Origin of the sequence: Bacillus sp. FJAT-27986, from assembly GCF_001685035.1 — a bacterium.
Classification (GTDB): Bacteria; Bacillota; Bacilli; order Bacillales; family Pradoshiaceae; genus Pradoshia.
Genome location: NZ_MAYV01000001.1, coordinates 591788 through 610131, shown reverse-complemented (window position 1 = coordinate 610131; position 18344 = coordinate 591788). Strand labels below are relative to the sequence as shown.

At 36.4% G+C, this 18344-nt stretch carries 19 protein-coding genes, 1 tRNA gene and 1 pseudogene; 15 read left to right on the top strand and 6 right to left on the bottom strand.

The annotated features are described in order from the left end of the window. The first annotated feature begins 232 nt into the window (after positions 1-232). The 3 genes from A8L44_RS02855 to A8L44_RS02845 are packed head-to-tail and all read left to right on the top strand — an operon-like array spanning position 233 to position 2224. Complete coding sequence (locus A8L44_RS02855; RefSeq protein ID WP_066101228.1) at positions 233-682, top strand: PTS sugar transporter subunit IIA; 450 nt, start codon at positions 233-235, stop codon at positions 680-682. Between the two features lie 11 nt (positions 683-693). Continuing rightward, positions 694-966 (top strand): PTS sugar transporter subunit IIB, encoded by a 273-nt coding sequence (locus A8L44_RS02850; protein WP_066101225.1) that lies wholly within the window; start codon positions 694-696, stop codon positions 964-966. A gap of 1 nt (position 967) precedes the next feature. Continuing rightward, on the top strand, positions 968-2224 hold the full coding sequence (locus A8L44_RS02845; RefSeq protein WP_066101224.1) for a PTS ascorbate transporter subunit IIC: 1257 nt from the start codon (positions 968-970) through the stop codon (positions 2222-2224). Positions 2225-2328: 104 nt separating this feature from the next. On the opposite strand, the gene A8L44_RS02840 is transcribed toward A8L44_RS02845, so the two are convergent. Then, positions 2329-2934 (bottom strand): hypothetical protein, encoded by a 606-nt coding sequence (locus A8L44_RS02840; RefSeq protein ID WP_066101221.1) that lies wholly within the window; start codon positions 2932-2934, stop codon positions 2329-2331. A 295-nt stretch (positions 2935-3229) separates the two neighbouring features. On the opposite strand from A8L44_RS02840, the gene A8L44_RS19125 reads away from it, so the two are divergent. Beyond that, positions 3230-3517, top strand: a complete 288-nt coding sequence (locus A8L44_RS19125) for a hypothetical protein (RefSeq protein WP_254654680.1) — start codon at positions 3230-3232, stop codon at positions 3515-3517. Positions 3518-3827: 310 nt separating this feature from the next. On the opposite strand, the gene A8L44_RS02830 is transcribed toward A8L44_RS19125, so the two are convergent. After that, positions 3828-3900: transfer RNA gene (locus tag A8L44_RS02830), tRNA-Val, on the bottom strand. 798 nt (positions 3901-4698) lie between these two features. On the opposite strand from A8L44_RS02830, the pseudogene A8L44_RS19540 reads away from it, so the two are divergent. The 3 genes and pseudogenes from A8L44_RS19540 to A8L44_RS02815 all read left to right on the top strand — a co-directional run bounded on the left by A8L44_RS19540 (position 4699) and on the right by A8L44_RS02815 (position 5940). Next, positions 4699-4936: pseudogene (locus tag A8L44_RS19540) on the top strand (lasso peptide biosynthesis PqqD family chaperone). A gap of 31 nt (positions 4937-4967) precedes the next feature. Next, entirely contained in the window at positions 4968-5438 is a 471-nt protein-coding gene (locus tag A8L44_RS02820) for a lasso peptide biosynthesis B2 protein (protein WP_066101218.1), read from the top strand. 163 nt (positions 5439-5601) lie between these two features. After that, entirely contained in the window at positions 5602-5940 is a 339-nt protein-coding gene (locus tag A8L44_RS02815; protein WP_066101217.1) for a helix-turn-helix domain-containing protein, read from the top strand. 369 nt (positions 5941-6309) lie between these two features. Here A8L44_RS02815 and A8L44_RS02810 read toward each other — a convergent pair whose 3' ends face one another. After that, on the bottom strand, positions 6310-7080 hold the full coding sequence (locus tag A8L44_RS02810) for a DUF4931 domain-containing protein (RefSeq protein WP_066101215.1): 771 nt from the start codon (positions 7078-7080) through the stop codon (positions 6310-6312). 190 nt (positions 7081-7270) lie between these two features. Between A8L44_RS02810 and A8L44_RS02805 the strand changes: the two genes are divergently transcribed. Together A8L44_RS02805 and A8L44_RS02800 are read left to right on the top strand one after the other, a co-directional pair. Next, complete coding sequence (locus A8L44_RS02805) at positions 7271-7546, top strand: DUF2187 family protein (protein WP_066101210.1); 276 nt, start codon at positions 7271-7273, stop codon at positions 7544-7546. Between the two features lie 106 nt (positions 7547-7652). Beyond that, on the top strand, positions 7653-7988 hold the full coding sequence (locus tag A8L44_RS02800; RefSeq protein WP_066101207.1) for a hypothetical protein: 336 nt from the start codon (positions 7653-7655) through the stop codon (positions 7986-7988). 241 nt (positions 7989-8229) lie between these two features. On the opposite strand, the gene A8L44_RS02795 is transcribed toward A8L44_RS02800, so the two are convergent. Next, positions 8230-9486, bottom strand: coding sequence for an MDR family MFS transporter (locus tag A8L44_RS02795; protein ID WP_066101201.1), 1257 nt, complete (start codon positions 9484-9486; stop codon positions 8230-8232). A gap of 170 nt (positions 9487-9656) precedes the next feature. On the opposite strand from A8L44_RS02795, the gene A8L44_RS02790 reads away from it, so the two are divergent. The 6 genes from A8L44_RS02790 (at position 9657) to A8L44_RS02755 (ending at position 15946) form a co-directional block, all read left to right on the top strand. Then, positions 9657-10559 carry an AEC family transporter gene (locus A8L44_RS02790; RefSeq protein ID WP_066101200.1) on the top strand — a complete coding sequence of 301 codons (903 nt, stop codon included), beginning with the start codon at positions 9657-9659 and terminating at the stop codon, positions 10557-10559. Between the two features lie 517 nt (positions 10560-11076). Further along, positions 11077-11595 (top strand): sigma-70 family RNA polymerase sigma factor, encoded by a 519-nt coding sequence (locus A8L44_RS02780; RefSeq protein WP_066101192.1) that lies wholly within the window; start codon positions 11077-11079, stop codon positions 11593-11595. Beyond that, positions 11588-12862 (top strand): DUF4179 domain-containing protein, encoded by a 1275-nt coding sequence (locus tag A8L44_RS02775; RefSeq protein WP_066101189.1) that lies wholly within the window; start codon positions 11588-11590, stop codon positions 12860-12862. The genes A8L44_RS02780 and A8L44_RS02775 overlap by 8 nt, the downstream gene beginning before the upstream one ends. A gap of 98 nt (positions 12863-12960) precedes the next feature. After that, positions 12961-13467 (top strand): DUF1643 domain-containing protein, encoded by a 507-nt coding sequence (locus tag A8L44_RS02770; protein WP_066101187.1) that lies wholly within the window; start codon positions 12961-12963, stop codon positions 13465-13467. A gap of 476 nt (positions 13468-13943) precedes the next feature. Beyond that, positions 13944-14183 (top strand): hypothetical protein, encoded by a 240-nt coding sequence (locus A8L44_RS02760; protein WP_066101181.1) that lies wholly within the window; start codon positions 13944-13946, stop codon positions 14181-14183. A 452-nt stretch (positions 14184-14635) separates the two neighbouring features. After that, positions 14636-15946 (top strand): C40 family peptidase, encoded by a 1311-nt coding sequence (locus A8L44_RS02755; protein WP_225983667.1) that lies wholly within the window; start codon positions 14636-14638, stop codon positions 15944-15946. A 249-nt stretch (positions 15947-16195) separates the two neighbouring features. Here the strand turns inward: A8L44_RS02755 and A8L44_RS02750 are convergent, their stop codons facing one another. Then, complete coding sequence (locus tag A8L44_RS02750) at positions 16196-17419, bottom strand: NupC/NupG family nucleoside CNT transporter (RefSeq protein ID WP_066101177.1); 1224 nt, start codon at positions 17417-17419, stop codon at positions 16196-16198. A gap of 310 nt (positions 17420-17729) precedes the next feature. Then, complete coding sequence (locus tag A8L44_RS02745) at positions 17730-18185, bottom strand: DinB family protein (RefSeq protein WP_254654689.1); 456 nt, start codon at positions 18183-18185, stop codon at positions 17730-17732. Between the last annotated feature and the right edge of the window lie 159 nt (positions 18186-18344).

Sequence of the window (18344 nt, the reverse complement as noted above, 5' to 3'; positions counted from 1 at the left end):
ATTTTTATCCTTTCTACTGGTGTAGTTTCTTTCTGTATTTTTCCAGGACATTTAAAAGAAAAAGTTGAAACTTATGTCTGCATTATCGTTAATTTTCAGGTAGTAGATGATTATATGGAGTATTAACATGATGTCCTAAAAATAAATTTCAAAAAGATAGAGGGAATAAATCTACAAGTAGATTTATATGAATGAATTATAAATGAAGGAAAGTTTAGAGAGAGGGTGGGTCTTGTTAGATCAGATTCTGAATACACAGCTAATCCAGTTCAAGGATCAATTGAATACATGGGAAGAAGCTATTCAATTAGCGGCTGCTCCCTTGATAGAAAAAGATTCTATTGAACAGACTTATGTAGATAAAATAATCAGTAATACGAAGGAACTAGGTCCTTATTATGTACTTGGCCCAAACATTGCTTTGCCTCATGCAAGACCGGAATTTGGTGTAAAACAGATGGGATTAAGCTTTCTCGTTATGAAAGAACCTGTATGGTTTTCGGATAAGGACCACCATAAGGTTCAGCTGATTATTGTACTGGCAGCAGTGGATAATCAATCACATCTAGAAGCACTATCTGAATTGGCAGCTGTCTTAGGTGAAGAATTGAATGTGAAACAACTAATCCATTCCAAATCCAAAGATGATTTTTTAGAGCAATTATTTTCATTTATACAATAGGAGGCAGCAAGATGAAAATATTAGTTGTATGTGGGAACGGTTTAGGAAGTAGTTTTATTGCAGAAATGAATGTAAAGAAAGCTTTGCGTGAAATGAATCGGGAGGCAGAAGTAGGGCATACCGATTTAACATCCGCCAAAGCGGAGACAGTAGATTACTATATTGGTTCACCTGAAATCATGGAGCAGTTAGAGGGAGATGGAAGGAAAGTCATTCCGCTCATTAATTTATTCAATGTCGAAGAAATCAAAACTGTTTTAGAAAAACATCTGGAGGATATATAACATGGATTTGATAGTAGACATATTAAGTACTCCGGCGATTTTGGTTGGTTTATTCGCTCTGATTGGTTTATTGCTGCAGAAAAGAGCAGCTACTGAGGTTGTATCTGGAACATTAAAGACAATTATGGGCTTCCTGATTATTGGTGCTGGTGCAACTGTCATTACGGGTTCACTCTATTTCTTTGGAAAAATGTTAGAGAAGGGCTTCGATATAGATGGTGTTATCCCGAACAACGAAGCGATCGTTGCGATGGCTCAAAATGCTTTTGGTACTGAAACAGCTTTAATCATGTTGTTAGGTATGATTATTAATATTCTCTTAGCTCGCTTCACTCCATTTAAATATATATTCTTAACAGGACACCATATTATGTTTATGGCTTGTTTGTTAGCAGTCGTATTATCGACAGGCGGACTAGATGGAGCAGCTTTAATTATAATTGGGTCTATTATTCTAGGATTATTAATGGTTTTAAGTCCAGCCCTGCTACAGCCCTTTGTTAGAAGGATTACAGGTAATGATGACATTGCGATCGGTCACTTTGGTTCATTCGGATATTGGGTTGCTGGATTAGTAGGTAAAGGAGCAGGGAATAGAGCTAAGTCAACAGAAGATATTCGAGTGCCAAGAAGTTTAGGATTCCTTAGAGATACATCCGTAGCAATCTCCTTAACTATGTTAGTTATGTTCTTTATCGTTTCGATTGCTGCTGGTCCAGCTTACATTGAAAATGAGTTGAGCGGCGGTCAAAACTTTATTGTATTTTGCCTTATCCAAGCAATCACGTTCGCTGCAGGTGTTTATATCGTTTTAGCGGGTGTTCGATTATTATTAGCAGAAATCATTCCTGCCTTCAAAGGGGTAGCGGACAAAGTTGTTCCTCATGCTAAACCGGCATTGGATGTACCAGTGGTGTTCCCTTTCGCCCCAAATGCAGTCATTATTGGTTTTATTTTTAGCTTTCTCGGAGGTATTATAAGTATGTTTTTACTTCCGTTATTTGGCTTGAAAGTAATTGTTCCTGGTCTAGTACCACACTTCTTTTGCGGAGCAACAGCTGGTGTATTCGGAAACGCTACCGGCGGCAGAAGAGGAGCTATGTTAGGTGCATTTGTTAACGGTATTCTGATCAGCTTCTTGCCAGCATTATTACTACCGGTCTTAGGAGACTTAGGTTTTGAAGGTACAACATTTGGCGATACCGATTTCGCGATCGTGGGTATTTTCTTAGGATATTTAATGAAACTATTTATGTAGATGCTAGAAAAGCATCGAACAACAGAAGAAGTGATAAATATTTTAGTTTTAAATGAGTTTTAACGCAAAAAAAGCAACTACATCATAATTTGTAGTTGCTTTCTTTAATGTTTTGAATAAAATTTTCTGCGTAGACCCAGGTATTCTGTTGCCGTGATCATCATTTGAGCTTTCTTTGCTTGTTGATGTGCCATTACAATGTTTGAGCATTTCATATAAGCTTGATCTAGTACATTCTTGACCTCTTGCCGTTTATCTTCTGCGATTTCATCTGGGAACCAATCATTTGCGAACCCTGTAATCATATATAATGAAATTACTTTTTCGGGGAATGATGTTGTATCACGATTGTCCAGTTCTTCTATTATCCTTGCTAAATTAGTGTTTGATTTGAGCAGGTTATAATAGCTTGCTGTTGCCTCGTATAAAGCGTCCAGCTCTTGTTTGTGATGTAATGCTTGGAGTGTTGTCACCGCTTCTTCAATCGTATCAAACCAATCATTTATTCCGGAGATTAAAAGGCTGGTTTGCGGGTCTGCTAACCCATATCCATTCATCACTTCGCAATCTGGGTAATGCTTTAACAATTCACTTTTTGTCGTGAAGATATCCCCGTGATAGGTCTCTCCTAAAGTATCATATACTTTATTAGCATAGAGACGAATCAGGTTTCCCTCTTTCATTTCCACTATCACTTCAAGCTTCTCCATCTTGCATTCCTTCTTTCATGTAGGTTTTGGATAGGATAGCAGCTATATTGTAAATTTGTTTTATAAGTAGTATCAAAAAAGAAAGGTTATATATTTACTTTACCTTCTGCTTAATCGTTTTGTATAGAGACAAAATATTACTAATAAACTGATTCTTTGAGAGAATCACCAGTGTATAACAACTAGTTAAGTATCATAGAGAAGTAGTGAAATTTAATGTAAATATGTGTTTAAATAAATGGAAGAAGGGGTTAGGTATATTCTTCTTTTCAAAAAATAGTGAGGGGTAATATCTATGTTCAAAATTACAAAGAATCCGTCTGGAAATACATACCGTGAGCTTATTGAATTGGCCTTTGATATATGTGATGAGTTTCATTTAGTTCTTAGAAAGGATATGGGAGACTTAACTAAGTTTGCCCCCATTCTACGAAAGTTTGATCCATCATTTAAGCTTATGAAAGAGCAATCTGAATGGGCAAGTAACATTTTAAAAGATAATCAAACTGCAAAAGTATACTATTTTTCCACAGATGAACATGCTAAAAACAACAGTTTTGGAACTATCCAATTCTCTATTTAGTTGGGTTTTCCCTAACTTACCTGGAGATTTATCATTTATTAAAGAAGGAGAGGACTGGCTGGCAACTAACTCTCATGAATCAGAGTGCTATATAATGACATCTGATAAAAATGAAATAGCCAAAATCAATGCAATTAAAGGTTTAACTTATGAAATAGAAGAAGATTGATGGCAATGGAAAAATACTCTCTCCTTTAGCAGAGCCTAACAAAGGTACTTGGCTATTTACAAGAGGATGAGACTTCAACTAAAAAACAGAAAAAAGGCTCAAACCCTTGATACATCTAGGTTTAAGCCTTCTTAAAAAGTATGATCCCGACTGGGTTCGAACCAGCGACCCCCACCCTGTCAAGGTGGTGCTCTCCCAGCTGAGCTACGGAATCAGAATACTAATTAATTTACAATAATTAATATAAAGGGTAAGTCAGTTAAAGTCAAGATGAATTTTTGTTGTAGGATCTTTCTTCTATATAAATACACAAAGCGATCCTTTAAATTAGAGAAGGAACATAGCCTTTTTAGTCCTCATGAATCTGTCTGACATTCTTCAGAGTAAAGTCTGTAATAATCATCACCAAGATCTGTCTAATAATTGGCGATTTTGAAAGCAAATTTATCATTCAGTTGATCTTTTTGCGCATACTAAAAATTATAAAATCTTTAGTAAATTTGTTTGACATAATTTACTAAAAATGATATTTTTAGTATACATCAGTTCTTTATAGAGAACTAGTGACTATTGATCTATGAATTATATCTATAAGTTTGAGAGAACTGATTGTAGTTTAGGATTATATCTATAAAAGATAGATAAACTCAATACAATAATAGGATGAAAAGGGCCTGCTTTGCTCCATGTGTTCTAAATAAAGAACGATACATCAGGGGTGAAGGAGAAAAAAGTATGTCAAAAACGAATCTTGAGTTGAGGTTCTTCATGTGAAAATAACTTTTGATGGTGGGCAAGTTAACGGTGGTCACAGAGGAAGTTGATTGTGTAGAGAAGGAAAAAGCCCTTATACAAATTTATCGTATAGGGCTTTTTTTAAAATTGGAGTGATGAAGTTGATTCAGGTATTGAAGCAGATGGTGTACCAGGCGTTTGGATTTGCAATCAAAAGTGAAGTTGCCAGAGTTAATTTAGCTTGAAGGATAGAAATCTTAATATATCAACTTTTATTATGTCCAAAAGGAATGTAGTCAGTGATATGGATGGGGAGAAAGTGATGTTAAGCGTCCATAATGTTAAATATTATAATCTCGGTGAAGTCGGAGGCTTAACCTGGGAACTAATGAATGAACCTAAGTATCGATGAGCTTGTGGATCGATTAACAGAAGAGTATGACGGAAGCCCTGAAGAATGTGAAAGTCAGGTTCGTTCATTTCCTGGATATGTTGAAAAAAGAAGAATTAATTGACTAAACCATTACTTCCTAAGGAGTTATGTTTATGAACCTCATTCAGAAAGCTCGAACCTTGCTGTCCATAGATAGTAAAACCTTCATGATGTATGCAGAAGCTTATTGTTCCTTGGGAGTGGCCCGGATACAAAAGAGTCTGCCCTTTTCTAAAATTGCGCCTAAATTGGGCAGAAAGATGGAAGAGACCTCATTAACTTATGTGCCAGCCCATACTGAAATCCTGGAGTTAGTGTCCAAAAGTTTGGAGACGATGAGTAGATATACGTTTTGGGAAAGTAAATGTCTTGTTATGGCGATTGCAGGAATGAGAATGCTCGAGCGGCGTGGCATTGAAAGTACTCTTTATATGGCAACAGCAAGAGATAAGGAAGGAAAGATGAAGGCTCATGCCTGGCTGCGGAGTGGATTATATTTTGTAACTGGAGCCAATGGGAAGGAAGGATACACAGTGGTGGGAACCTTTGCTAAAAGAATGGGGGATCAGAAGGAGAAAAAATGATGGATAGACAACCTTTGCACGTGACCGGTTTTTCCAAAGAGCTGAACCTAATGTTCGCCTTGAGCAAGGTACTAACATGGCAGAAGAGGATATGGAAAAAGTAATTAACTGTTTGCAGATGGTCTTAATGAAGTAAATAATCTGAGCTAAAGAGGTAGAGAAAATGATAGGAAGAAATATACAGGAAATACGTAAACGTAAAGGAATGACACTGACCCAGCTAGCTGCAAATGCCGGAATATCTAAATCCTATTTAAGCAATATTGAAAGGGGAGTGAATCAAAATCCTTCAATTGAAGTATTGAAAAGGCTAGCGTTTGTTTTAAATGCAGATTTAAAAACTTTATTGCGCGTACAAGAAGGTGTTGAAACCAATCAAAATATGAATCAGGAATTAATCAACCTAATCGAGGAATTAAAGACAACCGTAATTGATAAAGAACAAATGGATGAGTATCGGGCATTAATTGAGTATATTATGTGGAAAAGCAAAGTAAAATAATTGCCCAACCCTACCAAAATATCGAAATAATCCTAGCCAATGATGGATCAGAATTTATGGTTATACGCAGGATGGAATGCATAGTATAGATCAGTTAAAAATCGGTGATAATCAGTGGCCGGTCGCTGTTGATGGCCATAGGCTTGAGACTCGACCTTATTTGCTGTGGAAATTGGATTACATGCATTATAAATACGGGAGTTGGCTCTGGAAGAGTGCTTTTACGTTTGTCGTCATCTAACTCATTCTGTGGGAGGTTTAGGATTGAAAAAGCCAAATTTCCAGGTCGTATTTTGGTTGCTATATCAGTAATGAATGATGGAATTCAAAAAGCCTCCCGGTTATGACGGGAGGGAGCCTTGCGATAGCCTAAGTCTGGGTGAGTAATCTGGATAAATCTTTCCTAATGATATCAAGCCGATCTTCCATAAGTACCTGTGGAATTTTATAGCCGACAAACAAGGGAGATACAACAAAGCGTGGGATGGCCTTGCAAATAATCAAGTCATGAAAATGGTAAAAGAAAAGGTTATAGCTGGTGCATCCCTTATGGAAACCATCCAAAATATAACGGACCAGGATTTGAAGTTTATCAGCAAAATCATCAATCTCATCTAATGTGTTCAATATTAAATTGAATTCAGTAAAACCGATAACTGGATACTTTGATACATTTAACTCAATACCGGATTTCTTGTATACCTCTGTGCCTTCAAAATCAATCATTGCCATATTCTTATGGTAATCTACATGTTTCATTCCAATCACTTGCATATGGGCATGCTGAATGCTGCCGCCTGAAAAGGGACCATGATTCTTAAATAAGATAACGGACTCATACTCACCAGTCTTCTCCACTTCAAGCCATTTAGCAATACTGAAGCGAATTAATTCACGCATATGCTTCTGTTCATATCCCCTTATATCTTCGTGACATTGATTGGTTTCAATAATGACCGTTTGATAGGTATCCAGAAGAGTGGGATATTTATTCATCAACCAAATAATATCTCCCTTTGTCTCAAGAATATCGGTAAGCTCATCTCTTTGGCAAAAGGGGCAGGCTGCTGTTTTATTACGGATAGTTTCAGGCTTTTGACTGCCAATTGTACTTGAAAAATATAATTGTTGCTGATCCATACTTGCACCTACCTTGTTAACTGTTAAAACTCGATATGTTTATTATAAATTAAAGATATGTACGATTGTATATTTTTAGCCATATTATAGAAATAAAAAAAGTGTAAAAATACATAATAAAATGTCGATAGTAACAATGACATATATCTTTAATTGATTGATTATAAAAACATGGACGGTGAGTAGTGAAATGGATTTCGAGTATAGGGATCAATATGTACAGGGAGAAATAGGTGATGTGATTTATTTTAAAAGAGGAAATTTATTTATCTTTGGAGAAATTATAATACTGAGGGAAGCTTCGTGTATTGTGGAAATTTCTAAAGAATATGCAGACGAATTGAAACTCAACACAACGAGAACAGTTGTCAGACATGGTAATTATAAAATTATTGAGACCTCAAAAGTTCGCGCAAGAGTAAGTGAGCAACAAATCGATCCATTCAGTACACAAGTTTATCATTAAATTTACAATTCGTAGGGAGTGATTGTAAAAGTACCAATCGTGCAATGAAATCACCATTGAATATGCCTTTAAAGTTTTTTAAACCAAATTTGGAAGGAGAGAAGAAATGAAAATTAAATTATACGTCTTTTTAACATCTACCAAGGATAAAGAAAATAGTAGAAGCGAAATGATGATGAAAACAGTTGAGTCATCTTTCCGTCCGGTAATAGGAGACATTATTGAAGATCCTGGATTTGATCAGGGATTTCACAACGGATATGAGGTTGTGAAGGTGACGGTTAATTATGAGAAGAATGAATGCTATGTATCTCTTAGTCCGATGGCAATTGAATTAGAGGAAATTAGATTCGATGATTATATAAATAAGCTTACAGCCAATGGATGGGAAATCGTTTCAAAAGAGGATATATCAATGGCTAAATCTCAATCTCAACTATGATCTTTATACATATTATGACATCTTGAATCAAAGGACCGCGATTGGTCCTTTAATCATTTATAATCTAATTTTTATCTCAGGGCCTGTTGGTTTTCTTTTGAAAGGAGTTTGATGGTCTGTAAAATTAAACGTCAGTTCAGGAAGAGAATCCGGTAATGGGGGAGAAACTATTATTCATTTAAGGGGGCAATCACATCATGAAAAGAGAATGTGATTGCCCCCTCTCTGTTATTAGATTAGATTAAGCACCAACCTTCACATGGTCGGTGTCAGGCTGATTGGTTAAATCTTTCTTCTGAAGCAGCCACATGAGTCCTGCTGAAATGAATCCGAGGGATCCAATTACCATCCAGGCAGATGTAATCGAGTATGCTGCAATAAAGCTTCCCATAATCATTGGGCTTGTTGCATATCCGGCGCCAATTATCAGTGGGAGAATACTGCTGACTCTGCCTCTGTGCGAAGCTGGTGTTTGATTAGCTATAAAGGTCGAAGCATTGATTGCAATCATGATTTCTCCAATGGTCATGATGAAAATAGATACATAGAAGAAGGGAAGTATCGTGGTGAAGGCGAGCATACCAAAGGCAAAAGCATAGCACAAGGCTCCGGTGGCTATCACTTTTATAGGCCTTATCTTATTTGTCAGTTTCGTAATAATCGGCGTAAACGAGATAACCAATATACCGTTAAATGCGGCAAGTGTTCCGTAATAGGCTGCGCCAGAATCATTAAACAACTCCTCTAAATGCAGCGGTATGGTAAATGCCCATTGAGCGTATTCAAATTCGATACATAATAGAATAAAAGCGAACATAATTAATATTGGTCTTGCCCTCAGCACTTTAAAAACAGATCCTTCTACATGCTCCTCAAGCTTTCTTTCCGTTTTCTCTGTTACTGAAATATGTTTGGTTTTTGTCTCTTTTATAAAAATGAAAATTAATGTTGTTGCTAAGAGCGTAGCAATTCCATCAATGATGAAAACAAGATCTAAATGATTTTTATATAGTAGACCGGCCATGATTGGACCAACCGCAAAACCTAAATTAAAACCCATATAGGTTAATGAATAAGCACCTTTCCGATTCTCGGGGGTAGTTAAATCCGCCAATAGTGCATCGTAGGCAGGTGAGCACAAAGCAAAGAAGAGTGATGATAGCATGAGCAAATAAGCCATGGTCATCGAAGGCTCTATTAAACCTATGGATATAACGGTTATGCCTCCTAGACCTTGCGAAACTACAATAATAAATTTTTTCCCCAAGGTATCAGCCAGCTTTCCGCCTAAAATCATACTTGGTGCAGAAATGACACTGACTAAAGTAACATATAGCCCTGCTTGCGCACTATCCATGCCGATCTTCTGAGTGAGGATTAAAACAAGTAATGGATGTACAAACCCTCCCAGACTATTAATAATTCGAGCAAAAAATATAATATAAATTTCTTTGGGTAACCCCCGATATGGACTAAATAAATTTTTAAAAAACTGCATAATGCCTCCTGATTCCTTTAATTAAATTCCAATAATTTCTATTTTAATAGATAAATAGGTAAAAGAGAATATTTGTTTAAAAAATTTTAAATATTTTGAAATTTTAAAGGAAGGAATTGGTATAATGGTGTGTGAAAGATGATAGCTTCAACCAGAGAGAAGGTAAGCAGATGGAGTTTTTTAATGTATTGATTCCGGTATTTGTTATATTTGCTTTAGGATATATAGGCGAGAAGAAGATAGGATTTGATCCAAAAACGATCTCAACGATGTCCCTTTATTTAATGACACCATTACTGGTGTTTCAAACGTTTTATACTAATGAACTGACGTTAGATTATCTTTATATTGTTATTTACGCGTTTGGGCTTTGTTTAGCACTTATTATCTTTGTATGTTTTATCGCTTTTATAAATAAATACAACATAAAGGAAACCTGTGGGCTCATTCTTGGTTCGGTTTTTATGAACAATGGTAATTATGGAACACCTGTTGCGTTATTATTGTTTGGCGCTGCCGGATTTGATTATGCCATCATCTTAATGGTCACCCAAAGTATCGTGATGGCGACAATTGGGGTATATGTAGCGGCGCGAGGAAGTGATATAGGCGGAGGGATTAGAGATACACTTGCAATTGTATTACGTATGCCTGTTGCATATGGAGCGATTTTTGGACTGTTATTTCAGTACACGGGTATTACCATCAGCCATTCCTTAATGACTACCATTGATTTAGTTGGAAGCGCGGCTATTCCGACAATCATGCTTGTTTTAGGTATGCAATTAGCCAAAATCAGTCTGAAGAATATTGAATATAAAAAGGTTACGTATGCACTAATCATTAAATTGGCAGTGGCGCCCCTTGTAGCGTGGGGAATTTCAGCCCTTTTGCCAATCGATACCTTGCTTAAACAATTAATGATTATCATGGCCGGAATGCCTGCTGCTGCAAATACGACGATGTATGCCATTCAGTTTAATACAAAGCCGGAATTTGTTTCGGTTTGTACATTTATAAGTACAGTACTTAGCTTAATCACTTTACCAATCATTTTTTATTTTGTTTTATAGTGAGAAGGATTTATTAGAAAGTGAAGTACATAAAATGGGATTAAACGAATCAATTTATATGAAATATTAGTTGTTCCGCAGAAAGGATGGTATTGGGAATGAAAAGAAACAAAGTATGGATTCCAGCGCTTTTAATGGGGGTAAGCTTGGTGGTATGTATAATGGCCCTTATCCAATCGATCAACTCAACTCCTCAAAGATATCCATTATTAGGCTTGATCCCCTGTGTTATAGGTGCAGCTTCTTTTCTATATATTAATAAAACCGCCCAAAAAAAGACTTTGTTTCTATGGTTCACTCAGATATTAAATATAGTATTTATGATATTTCCATTGATAACACTTCTATACTTTATGTCCTCTAATTAGATTCTTAATTATTGACCTCTTGATTTTGAGGTCTTTTATTTATGCTATAAATCTTAAAACTATAAAATTATGGTATTTTTTATAATATATTGAAACTTTTTTCTAGGATAAACAGTCTAATAAGTAGAGAGAAAACAGGGGGGAGCCGCATGCATGAAGATGCTTCTTTAGTACAAAGGGCTATAAAAGGGGATGATACAGCATTTTTAACTTTATTAGATCTTCATAAGGAACAGCTGTATCGAATGGCCATTGTCTATTTAAAAAATGAAGGAGAAGCTCTGGAAGCTATCCAGGAAACGTCTTTTCGAGCATACCGTTCAATTAAAAAGCTGCGAGAGCCATCCTATTTCTCTACATGGCTTGTAAGAATTTTATTAAACGTTTGTTCAAATGAATTGAAGGCCAAAAAAATACACCATCATTTCATTGGACAGGAAATGGTCCATACGGATGATTATGGTCAGCTTGAAATAGAAGAGGCGCTCATGTTCCTGGATGAACCATCACGTGAAATCATCGTATTAAAGTATTTACGGGACCTATCCATAAGTGAGATTGCGGATATATGTGAATGCCCACAAAGTACGGTTAAAACAAGACTTTACAAAGGCCTTCGGAAGCTCAAGGAACTAATGAAGGAATCGGGAGGTACCCGCCATGTATGAAAAAGAGAGACAAGAATTATTGGATTTAAAAAAACAAATGGAATATGTGCCTGTACCAAACGAAAAAGTTTCCGCAGCCATTCAGTCAGGCTTTAGTAAAGCCAAACACAAGAAGAGAAAAAGACTTATAAAATATACAGGATTAGCAGCGGCTGCTATTGTACTCCTGTTTTGCATTAGCCTGGTACGAGTGTCACCGTCCTTTGCAAATGCCCTTTCTTCTATACCGGGCGCAGAAAAAATTATCAATCTAATCCGAAACGATAAAGGCTATATGTCTGCAGTGGAGAATGATTTTTTACAGTCAGTTGGACAGACGCAAGAGAAGGATGGGTATAAGGTAACGATTGAATCCTTAATTGTTGATAGGCATAGGATGGTTGTTTTTTATCATATAGAGGGAGCAGGGGATGATATACAAATAGAATTTCCCGATCTATTGATTGACGGAGACGGTGTCGAGCAATCCATATCCTATTCAGCTCATGAAAATGGGTTCGGCTCCTTAGATTTTAATCTAGTGCATCAGCTTGAAGATAGAGAAGAAATAGAACTAAAAGTCCATCTGAAAAATGACACTAGCTTAATAGGTCCATTTAAGTTCCCTTTGAAAATAGATCATTCCTTGTATAAAGGTCAGCATAAACAGATGGCCATTGATGAAACAGTGACCATAGACAATCAGCGGATTACGTTTGGAAAAGTAGAAATTGATCCACTAAGTGTCAGGGTTGACGTAAAATATGATCCGAATAATACAAAAAAAATATTTCATTTGAATCATGTTAGGCTAATGGATGATAAAGGTGAGATATGGGGATCTACTGGCAGTCATTTTAATGAGGAAGAAAGTGAAATCTATATAGAAAGTAATTATTTTCGGAAACCCGAGAAGCTGTACCTACTATTCGATGGTATTCATGCTCTAGATAAGGATGAGTTAATCATTGAAGTTGATGAAAAAACAGGCAGGCTATTGAAATATCCATCGGATGGATTAGTGAAATCTTCTAAGATAGAAGAAAATAAGGTGTATATTTTCATGAAAATCCCCAAGAGTAAAGATACTGTTTCTGGCGGTGGAATGATAAATGATGGAACAGGTAAAGAAATTTCAACAGGGGAAGCGGAGTACTGGGAAATAGACGGTTTAGACGCTATAAGCTTCTACTATAAACCAGAAGAAATCATTAAGGGTCCTCTTAATATTGAATTAGACACCTACCCACTTACCCACAAAAAGCAAGTCAAGCTCCAAATAAAATAATGGAACAAAATTGTTCTCAATGATTGTTGGCCGGTTTTATCATAAAAGTCACCTGAGGAGCTTATACATAATAATAGGAACGGAAAGGGGGAAATCGATTGAAAAGGAGTGCCATTATAAAAGGAAATTATCGATATTCCCTAAAGAGGGAATGGGATGATTACAATTTAAGAAAAGCTGTCTTTGTTCTTTTACACCCAAGCGAGGCTGATGACAGAGTGGATGACCGGACGACCATGCGTTGTGTTTCGTTTGCTAAGAAATTAGATTGCGGTTCTGTGGAATTGGTGAATGTATTTGCCTATCGGAGCAGGGAATGGAGAGATCTCAGGAATCTGTCCTTGGAGGAGGCTACAGGTCCTGAAAACCGCTTCTATTTAGAAAATGCCTTACACAGCGGTTCTGAAATTATCGTTGGCTGGGGAGAAAACTGTACCATCCATCACAAAGATTATCAGTTATTATCGGACTGGTTTAAGGGATATGATCCTAACTGCCTGGGTACAACAAGAGAGGGGCATCCCCTGCATCCGTTGTTTGTAAGAAGTGATACGACCGTTCAACCCTATCTCTTTCCAAATGTAAGTTCGTTTAAACCGTCATGACAAAGGAGCTGTCGATTCATTTCGACAGCTCCTTTTTAGATAGATAAGTAGTTTATGAAGCAGGTGGCGGAGTTGGTATTTCAGTTTCGTCTGTGCCATCGTCCACAGGAGGATCAGGTTCTTCTACACCATCATCCGGATTTTCACTGTCTTCTTCCTCTTCTGGTTCAGTTGGTACATAGGATCTGGGGCAGGTTCGATAGCCGGTGTCTCAGCTTCCGGTGTTTCAGGTTCAGCTGCAGGCTGATCGCCCGAAGGTTTGTCCGATTCTTCCTCTTTATTGGTTTCTTCTTTATCTTGCTCCTCTGACTTGTTTGTTTCTTCTTAGTCCCCTCTTGTAAACTCTTAATAATATCCTTTAATTCCTCTTCACTGCTATCTTCCATCTGACCACCTACACCTGAGCAATAGGAGTATACGCCCACCATATAGATAATCAGGAACAAATCATAAACATTCCTGCACTGACACATTATTTGAATAAATTAAAACCAGCAGGAAATGAGCTGCGCAATTTTCAGTTGATTTATATAGAGGATGCCATATACGGTTTTCCTGAAAAATTTATTAAGCAATTTAATCTTGTATCCTTGTTAACCGTTCCCCTCTATGTTCCGGAAGAAGGGAAGATGATTGGCGGCATTTTATTTGATAAGGGGCCAGAGAGGAAATTTGAGCAAAGTGCAGGAGAGTTGTTGCTGAGGTTTACACCCTGAAAATTCTGTAACATAGAGTGTTTTGGATCGTAAACTATCATTTTCAAGGCTATTAGAATGGGAATTATAGATTAGAAAAATGGAAATAAGAGAACCATAGAAAATACTAGGATAGAATAGATGTTTTATTAAGTAATAAATAGATGTAGATTCATTAATAACTGGATTTTTATGTTAAATCTAGCTGAATTTTCTTCTTCTGTTAAAAATAATTTACATTTATTTTGCAAAATATATTACTTTTTGTAAGTTTATTAGCTATATCCGTGTTATTTATACCCTATTATTACAAATTAAAACTTCTAACATGTTTTTGAAACATAATTGTAATATTACTATAACTTATTTGTTAAATTAGCATGATATACTTATCCATGTTAGATAAATAGATAAATAGAAATGGTATGAAAGACCCGATAAATTAAAAAAACTAGGAAGCAGGTAATATCTTAATGATGAATAAAAGAATTATTGCGCTAAGTACGGCTTTATTGCTTGGGTTCAGCAGTTACATAGGCATTCCATCAGCAAGTGCTGCAAAAGACCCGGCCAGGCAAGCTGAGGTTGATAAAGCTCAAGCTGCTTTAAATGAGGTACAAGCTGAAATTTCTACTCTGAATACTCGTATTGATCAAATCAACCAGGCTGTTAAAGATAATCAGAACATGATTAATAAAACAGAAGATGATATTGTCAAAACGGAAAAACAAGTAGAGACTTTAGATAATGAAATTACCGAACTGGAAGAAAAAAATGAAAAACGCCAAGAAATTTTAAAGAAGCGTGCTGTTACATACCAACAAACAAATGGTAACGTCAGCTATTTAGAAGTCATTTTTGGATCTACTAGTTTTGGAGATTTTATTGAACGAATCGGAGCCGTTTCAACAATTGTTAAAGCGGACCGTCAATTGATCGATGAAATTCAAGAGGATCAGACTAAACTTGAGGATAAACAAGCAACAGTAGAAGAAAAGCTTACTGGTTTAAAGGATATGAAAACTGAGCTTGTTGGTATGCAGCAGGATATTAAGCAACAACAAGATCAAACAAACTCTTTGAAGAAAGAGCTTAAAGTTAAGGAAGAAGAAAGTCAACGTCAATTAGCAGATGCTAAAGCAAGAAATATCGATATTGTGGTAGAGCCAGTTGTTGTAAAAGAAACTTCCAATGTAAAAGAGAAAGTTGAAAAGATCGCTGATACTCAAAAAGAAGAAACAAACTCTTCAACTAAGAATGAAACAACAAATAAAGTGAATTCCAGCTCTAAAGAAGAAGCTGTAAACACTTCGAAGAACGAACAAACTAGCTCTAAACCAGCTAATTCAAACTCTTCTAATAAGAAGCCAAGTTCTACTAATAGTTCTACCCAAAATAAAAATATTCAAACCGTTATAACTGCAGGCAATAAATATATTGGGAACTCCGTATATGTATTCGGCGGCGGAAGAACTCAAGCTGATATTGCAGCAGGACGCTTTGATTGCTCCGGTTTTGTTAGCTGGGCATTTAAACAAGGTGGATACTCTGTACCAGCGAGCACAGATGCTCTGAAACATGCTGGAAGACAGATTCCAACAAGCCAAATGCAACCTGGAGATATGGTTTTCTTCGATACGTATAAAAAAGATGGCCATGTTGGCATTTATGTTGGCGGTGGAAAATTCATCGGTTCCCAAAGCTCTACTGGTGTAGCAATTGCCAGCCTTAAAAGCGGATACTGGGGTAAAAAATTCAACGGACGTGTAGTACGCGTTCATTAATCGATAAAAAGCTTGATAGGAAAGAGACGTCATGATTAAAGTGACGTCTCTTTTTCCTTTATAATCAATTAATTTGCGATTATGGGCTTAAGAGTAGGAAACAATAGAAATAAATACTCTAGCTTTAATAGCCGATGAAAGGACTAAAATATTCAACAGAAAAAAGAGAGGCGCCAGTAAGCCAATTAATTGCTTACGAGGCAGCCTCATTTTTTGCCTTATAACTTAATTCTTATAGGAGTATGGTTATTATCCAATTATCATACCTGCAATAGCTGCGCTTAAACAAGATGCCAATGCACCTGCAATAATCGCCTTTATGCCTAAACGGGCAATGTCTGGTCTGCGATTTGGTGCTAGTTTGCCAAGTCCACCGAGTAAGATTCCAAGAGAAGAAAGATTAGCAAACCCGCATAATGCAAAGCTGATAATGACAACGGCTTTATCTGACATTGTATCAATCATTGGTGCAAAATTACTGTAGGCAACAAATTCATTAATTACGAGTTTTTGACCAATGAAGTTTCCAGCCTGCAGAGCTTCATTCCACGGAACGCCAATTACAAAAGCTAATGGTGCGAATATGTAGCTTAAAATTAGCTCGATAGATAATTGATCAAAACCAAACCAACCACCAATATATCCCAATATACCATTTAACAATGCGATCAATGCGATAAAAGCAAGCAGCATAGCTCCAACATTCAAAGCTAATTGAAGACCTGTTGAGGCTCCGCTTGCAGCTGCATCGATTACGTTTGTTGACTCATCATCTTTTGTCATCTCAAAGCCTTCCGCATCTTCCTGGCTTTCTTCCGTTTCCGGAATCATGATTTTAGAAAGTAATAGTCCCGCAGGTGCTGACATAATACTGGCAGCAAGTAAATAATCCAATGGAACACCTAGTAAAGAATATCCTACTAATACACTTCCAGAGACAGAGGCTAACCCACATACCATGACAGAAAACAATTCTGATTTCGTCAATTTCTCAATGAACGGTTTTATTACGAGAGGGGCCTCCGTACAACCTACGAATATATTGGCGGTTGCATTAAATGTTTCTGCATTTTTAGTACCCAATAGTTTTGAAAGAGCACCACCAACATATTTGATTACGAATTGCATAATTCCTAAGTAATATAAAACAGAGATTAAAGCAGAGAAGAATATGATGATTCCTAAAACATTAAATAAGAAAACATGTGTAATTCCGGATTCTGGTGTATAAAGCCCACCAACCAGGAAGTTGATTCCTTCATTAGCATAACCAATCGTATTGTTCACAACATCGGTTACTTTTTGAAAGGCTGCCCGTCCAAGTGGCCATTTTAAAACAATGAATGCAAAAGAAATTTGGATAATTAGTGCCACGACAACTGTACGGATGTTAATATTTCGTTTGTTAGTGGAGAGAAGAAAGGCAATGCCTAAAATACAGATAATTCCTAACAAACCCCAAAGATAATTCATTATGTCACCCCATGATTGTATTTTTTACATAAAAAAAGAAAATTGTTACTATTATACAAATTGTTAATATAACAATCTAATGTTTATATTGCAAGCAGAGTATACTGAAATAGTAGTATTTCGGAATCAATAACAGAAAACTATATGGAGTGTCTCTGTTTTATGTCAGGCGGTGTATGGAATTTTTGTGAGGAGAGAAAAAAATATCACCTCCTAAATAAGGTGCCCTGAACTTTAATAGTACATTCAGATACACTTGAAGGGGACGAGAAACCAAGTTCGGAGTTCCCTTCTTAATAGAAGAGGGGGATTAGTCTCTGAATAGTAAATCTGAAGATACAGGCTTTATATCTAATTCTCTTGACCAAACAGATAGTTGTCCAACATGGTGGATTTCATGAGTGATGATGTGGCGGAGGATTTTCCCGTACGTAAAGGAAAATGTATGCCCATTCCTATTCGTTATATTCAGTATTTTATTGTCCATTTGTGAATCCCAGGGGCATAAAAATTCTGTGGTGAGTTGTTTTATTTCAGTAGAAAAGTCTATAACATTGGTCAATTCAGTAATGGTGCTGAGATTGCTGACGATCACTTCTGACCCTTTCATTTGATTAATCCATATTTGTTCACAGTCAATGACATGATATAAATTATGTAATATACTGCCCATTCCACCGACACGTTTTTTAATCAATTCCTCACTAGAAACGTTTTGACACCATTTAAACCAATCTTCTCTAACTTGCCAATTGTATAAGAACATTTGAAGCAAACTATCAGTTCTCCTTCCGAAAACGTTTTTCTGTTATCAGTCTATTATTCAGCACATAACTCCAGAGTGAGAATAATAAAGTCACTCTTGTACAGTAATTATCTATCTCTGAAAGAAGAAGGTGTCCTGGATTTCCTGCCAGGACACCTT

What these genes read in the sequence shown, in the direction of transcription:
- A8L44_RS02850 (WP_066101225.1), top strand. Translation starts at nt 694, where the DNA reads ATGAAAATATTAGTTGTATGTGGGAACGGTTTAGGAAGTAGTTTTATT.
- A8L44_RS02845 (WP_066101224.1), top strand. Translation starts at nt 968, where the DNA reads ATGGATTTGATAGTAGACATATTAAGTACTCCGGCGATTTTGGTTGGT.
- A8L44_RS02840 (WP_066101221.1), bottom strand. Translation starts at nt 2,934, where the DNA reads ATGGAGAAGCTTGAAGTGATAGTGGAAATGAAAGAGGGAAACCTGATT.
- A8L44_RS19125 (WP_254654680.1), top strand. Translation starts at nt 3,230, where the DNA reads ATGTTCAAAATTACAAAGAATCCGTCTGGAAATACATACCGTGAGCTT.
- A8L44_RS02820 (WP_066101218.1), top strand. Translation starts at nt 4,968, where the DNA reads ATGAACCTCATTCAGAAAGCTCGAACCTTGCTGTCCATAGATAGTAAA.
- A8L44_RS02815 (WP_066101217.1), top strand. Translation starts at nt 5,602, where the DNA reads ATGATAGGAAGAAATATACAGGAAATACGTAAACGTAAAGGAATGACA.
- A8L44_RS02810 (WP_066101215.1), bottom strand. Translation starts at nt 7,080, where the DNA reads ATGGATCAGCAACAATTATATTTTTCAAGTACAATTGGCAGTCAAAAG.
- A8L44_RS02805 (WP_066101210.1), top strand. Translation starts at nt 7,271, where the DNA reads ATGGATTTCGAGTATAGGGATCAATATGTACAGGGAGAAATAGGTGAT.
- A8L44_RS02800 (WP_066101207.1), top strand. Translation starts at nt 7,653, where the DNA reads ATGAAAATTAAATTATACGTCTTTTTAACATCTACCAAGGATAAAGAA.
- A8L44_RS02795 (WP_066101201.1), bottom strand. Translation starts at nt 9,486, where the DNA reads ATGCAGTTTTTTAAAAATTTATTTAGTCCATATCGGGGGTTACCCAAA.
- A8L44_RS02790 (WP_066101200.1), top strand. Translation starts at nt 9,657, where the DNA reads ATGGAGTTTTTTAATGTATTGATTCCGGTATTTGTTATATTTGCTTTA.
- A8L44_RS02780 (WP_066101192.1), top strand. Translation starts at nt 11,077, where the DNA reads ATGCATGAAGATGCTTCTTTAGTACAAAGGGCTATAAAAGGGGATGAT.
- A8L44_RS02775 (WP_066101189.1), top strand. Translation starts at nt 11,588, where the DNA reads ATGTATGAAAAAGAGAGACAAGAATTATTGGATTTAAAAAAACAAATG.
- A8L44_RS02755 (WP_225983667.1), top strand. Translation starts at nt 14,636, where the DNA reads ATGATGAATAAAAGAATTATTGCGCTAAGTACGGCTTTATTGCTTGGG.
- A8L44_RS02750 (WP_066101177.1), bottom strand. Translation starts at nt 17,419, where the DNA reads ATGAATTATCTTTGGGGTTTGTTAGGAATTATCTGTATTTTAGGCATT.
- A8L44_RS02745 (WP_254654689.1), bottom strand. Translation starts at nt 18,185, where the DNA reads ATGTTCTTATACAATTGGCAAGTTAGAGAAGATTGGTTTAAATGGTGT.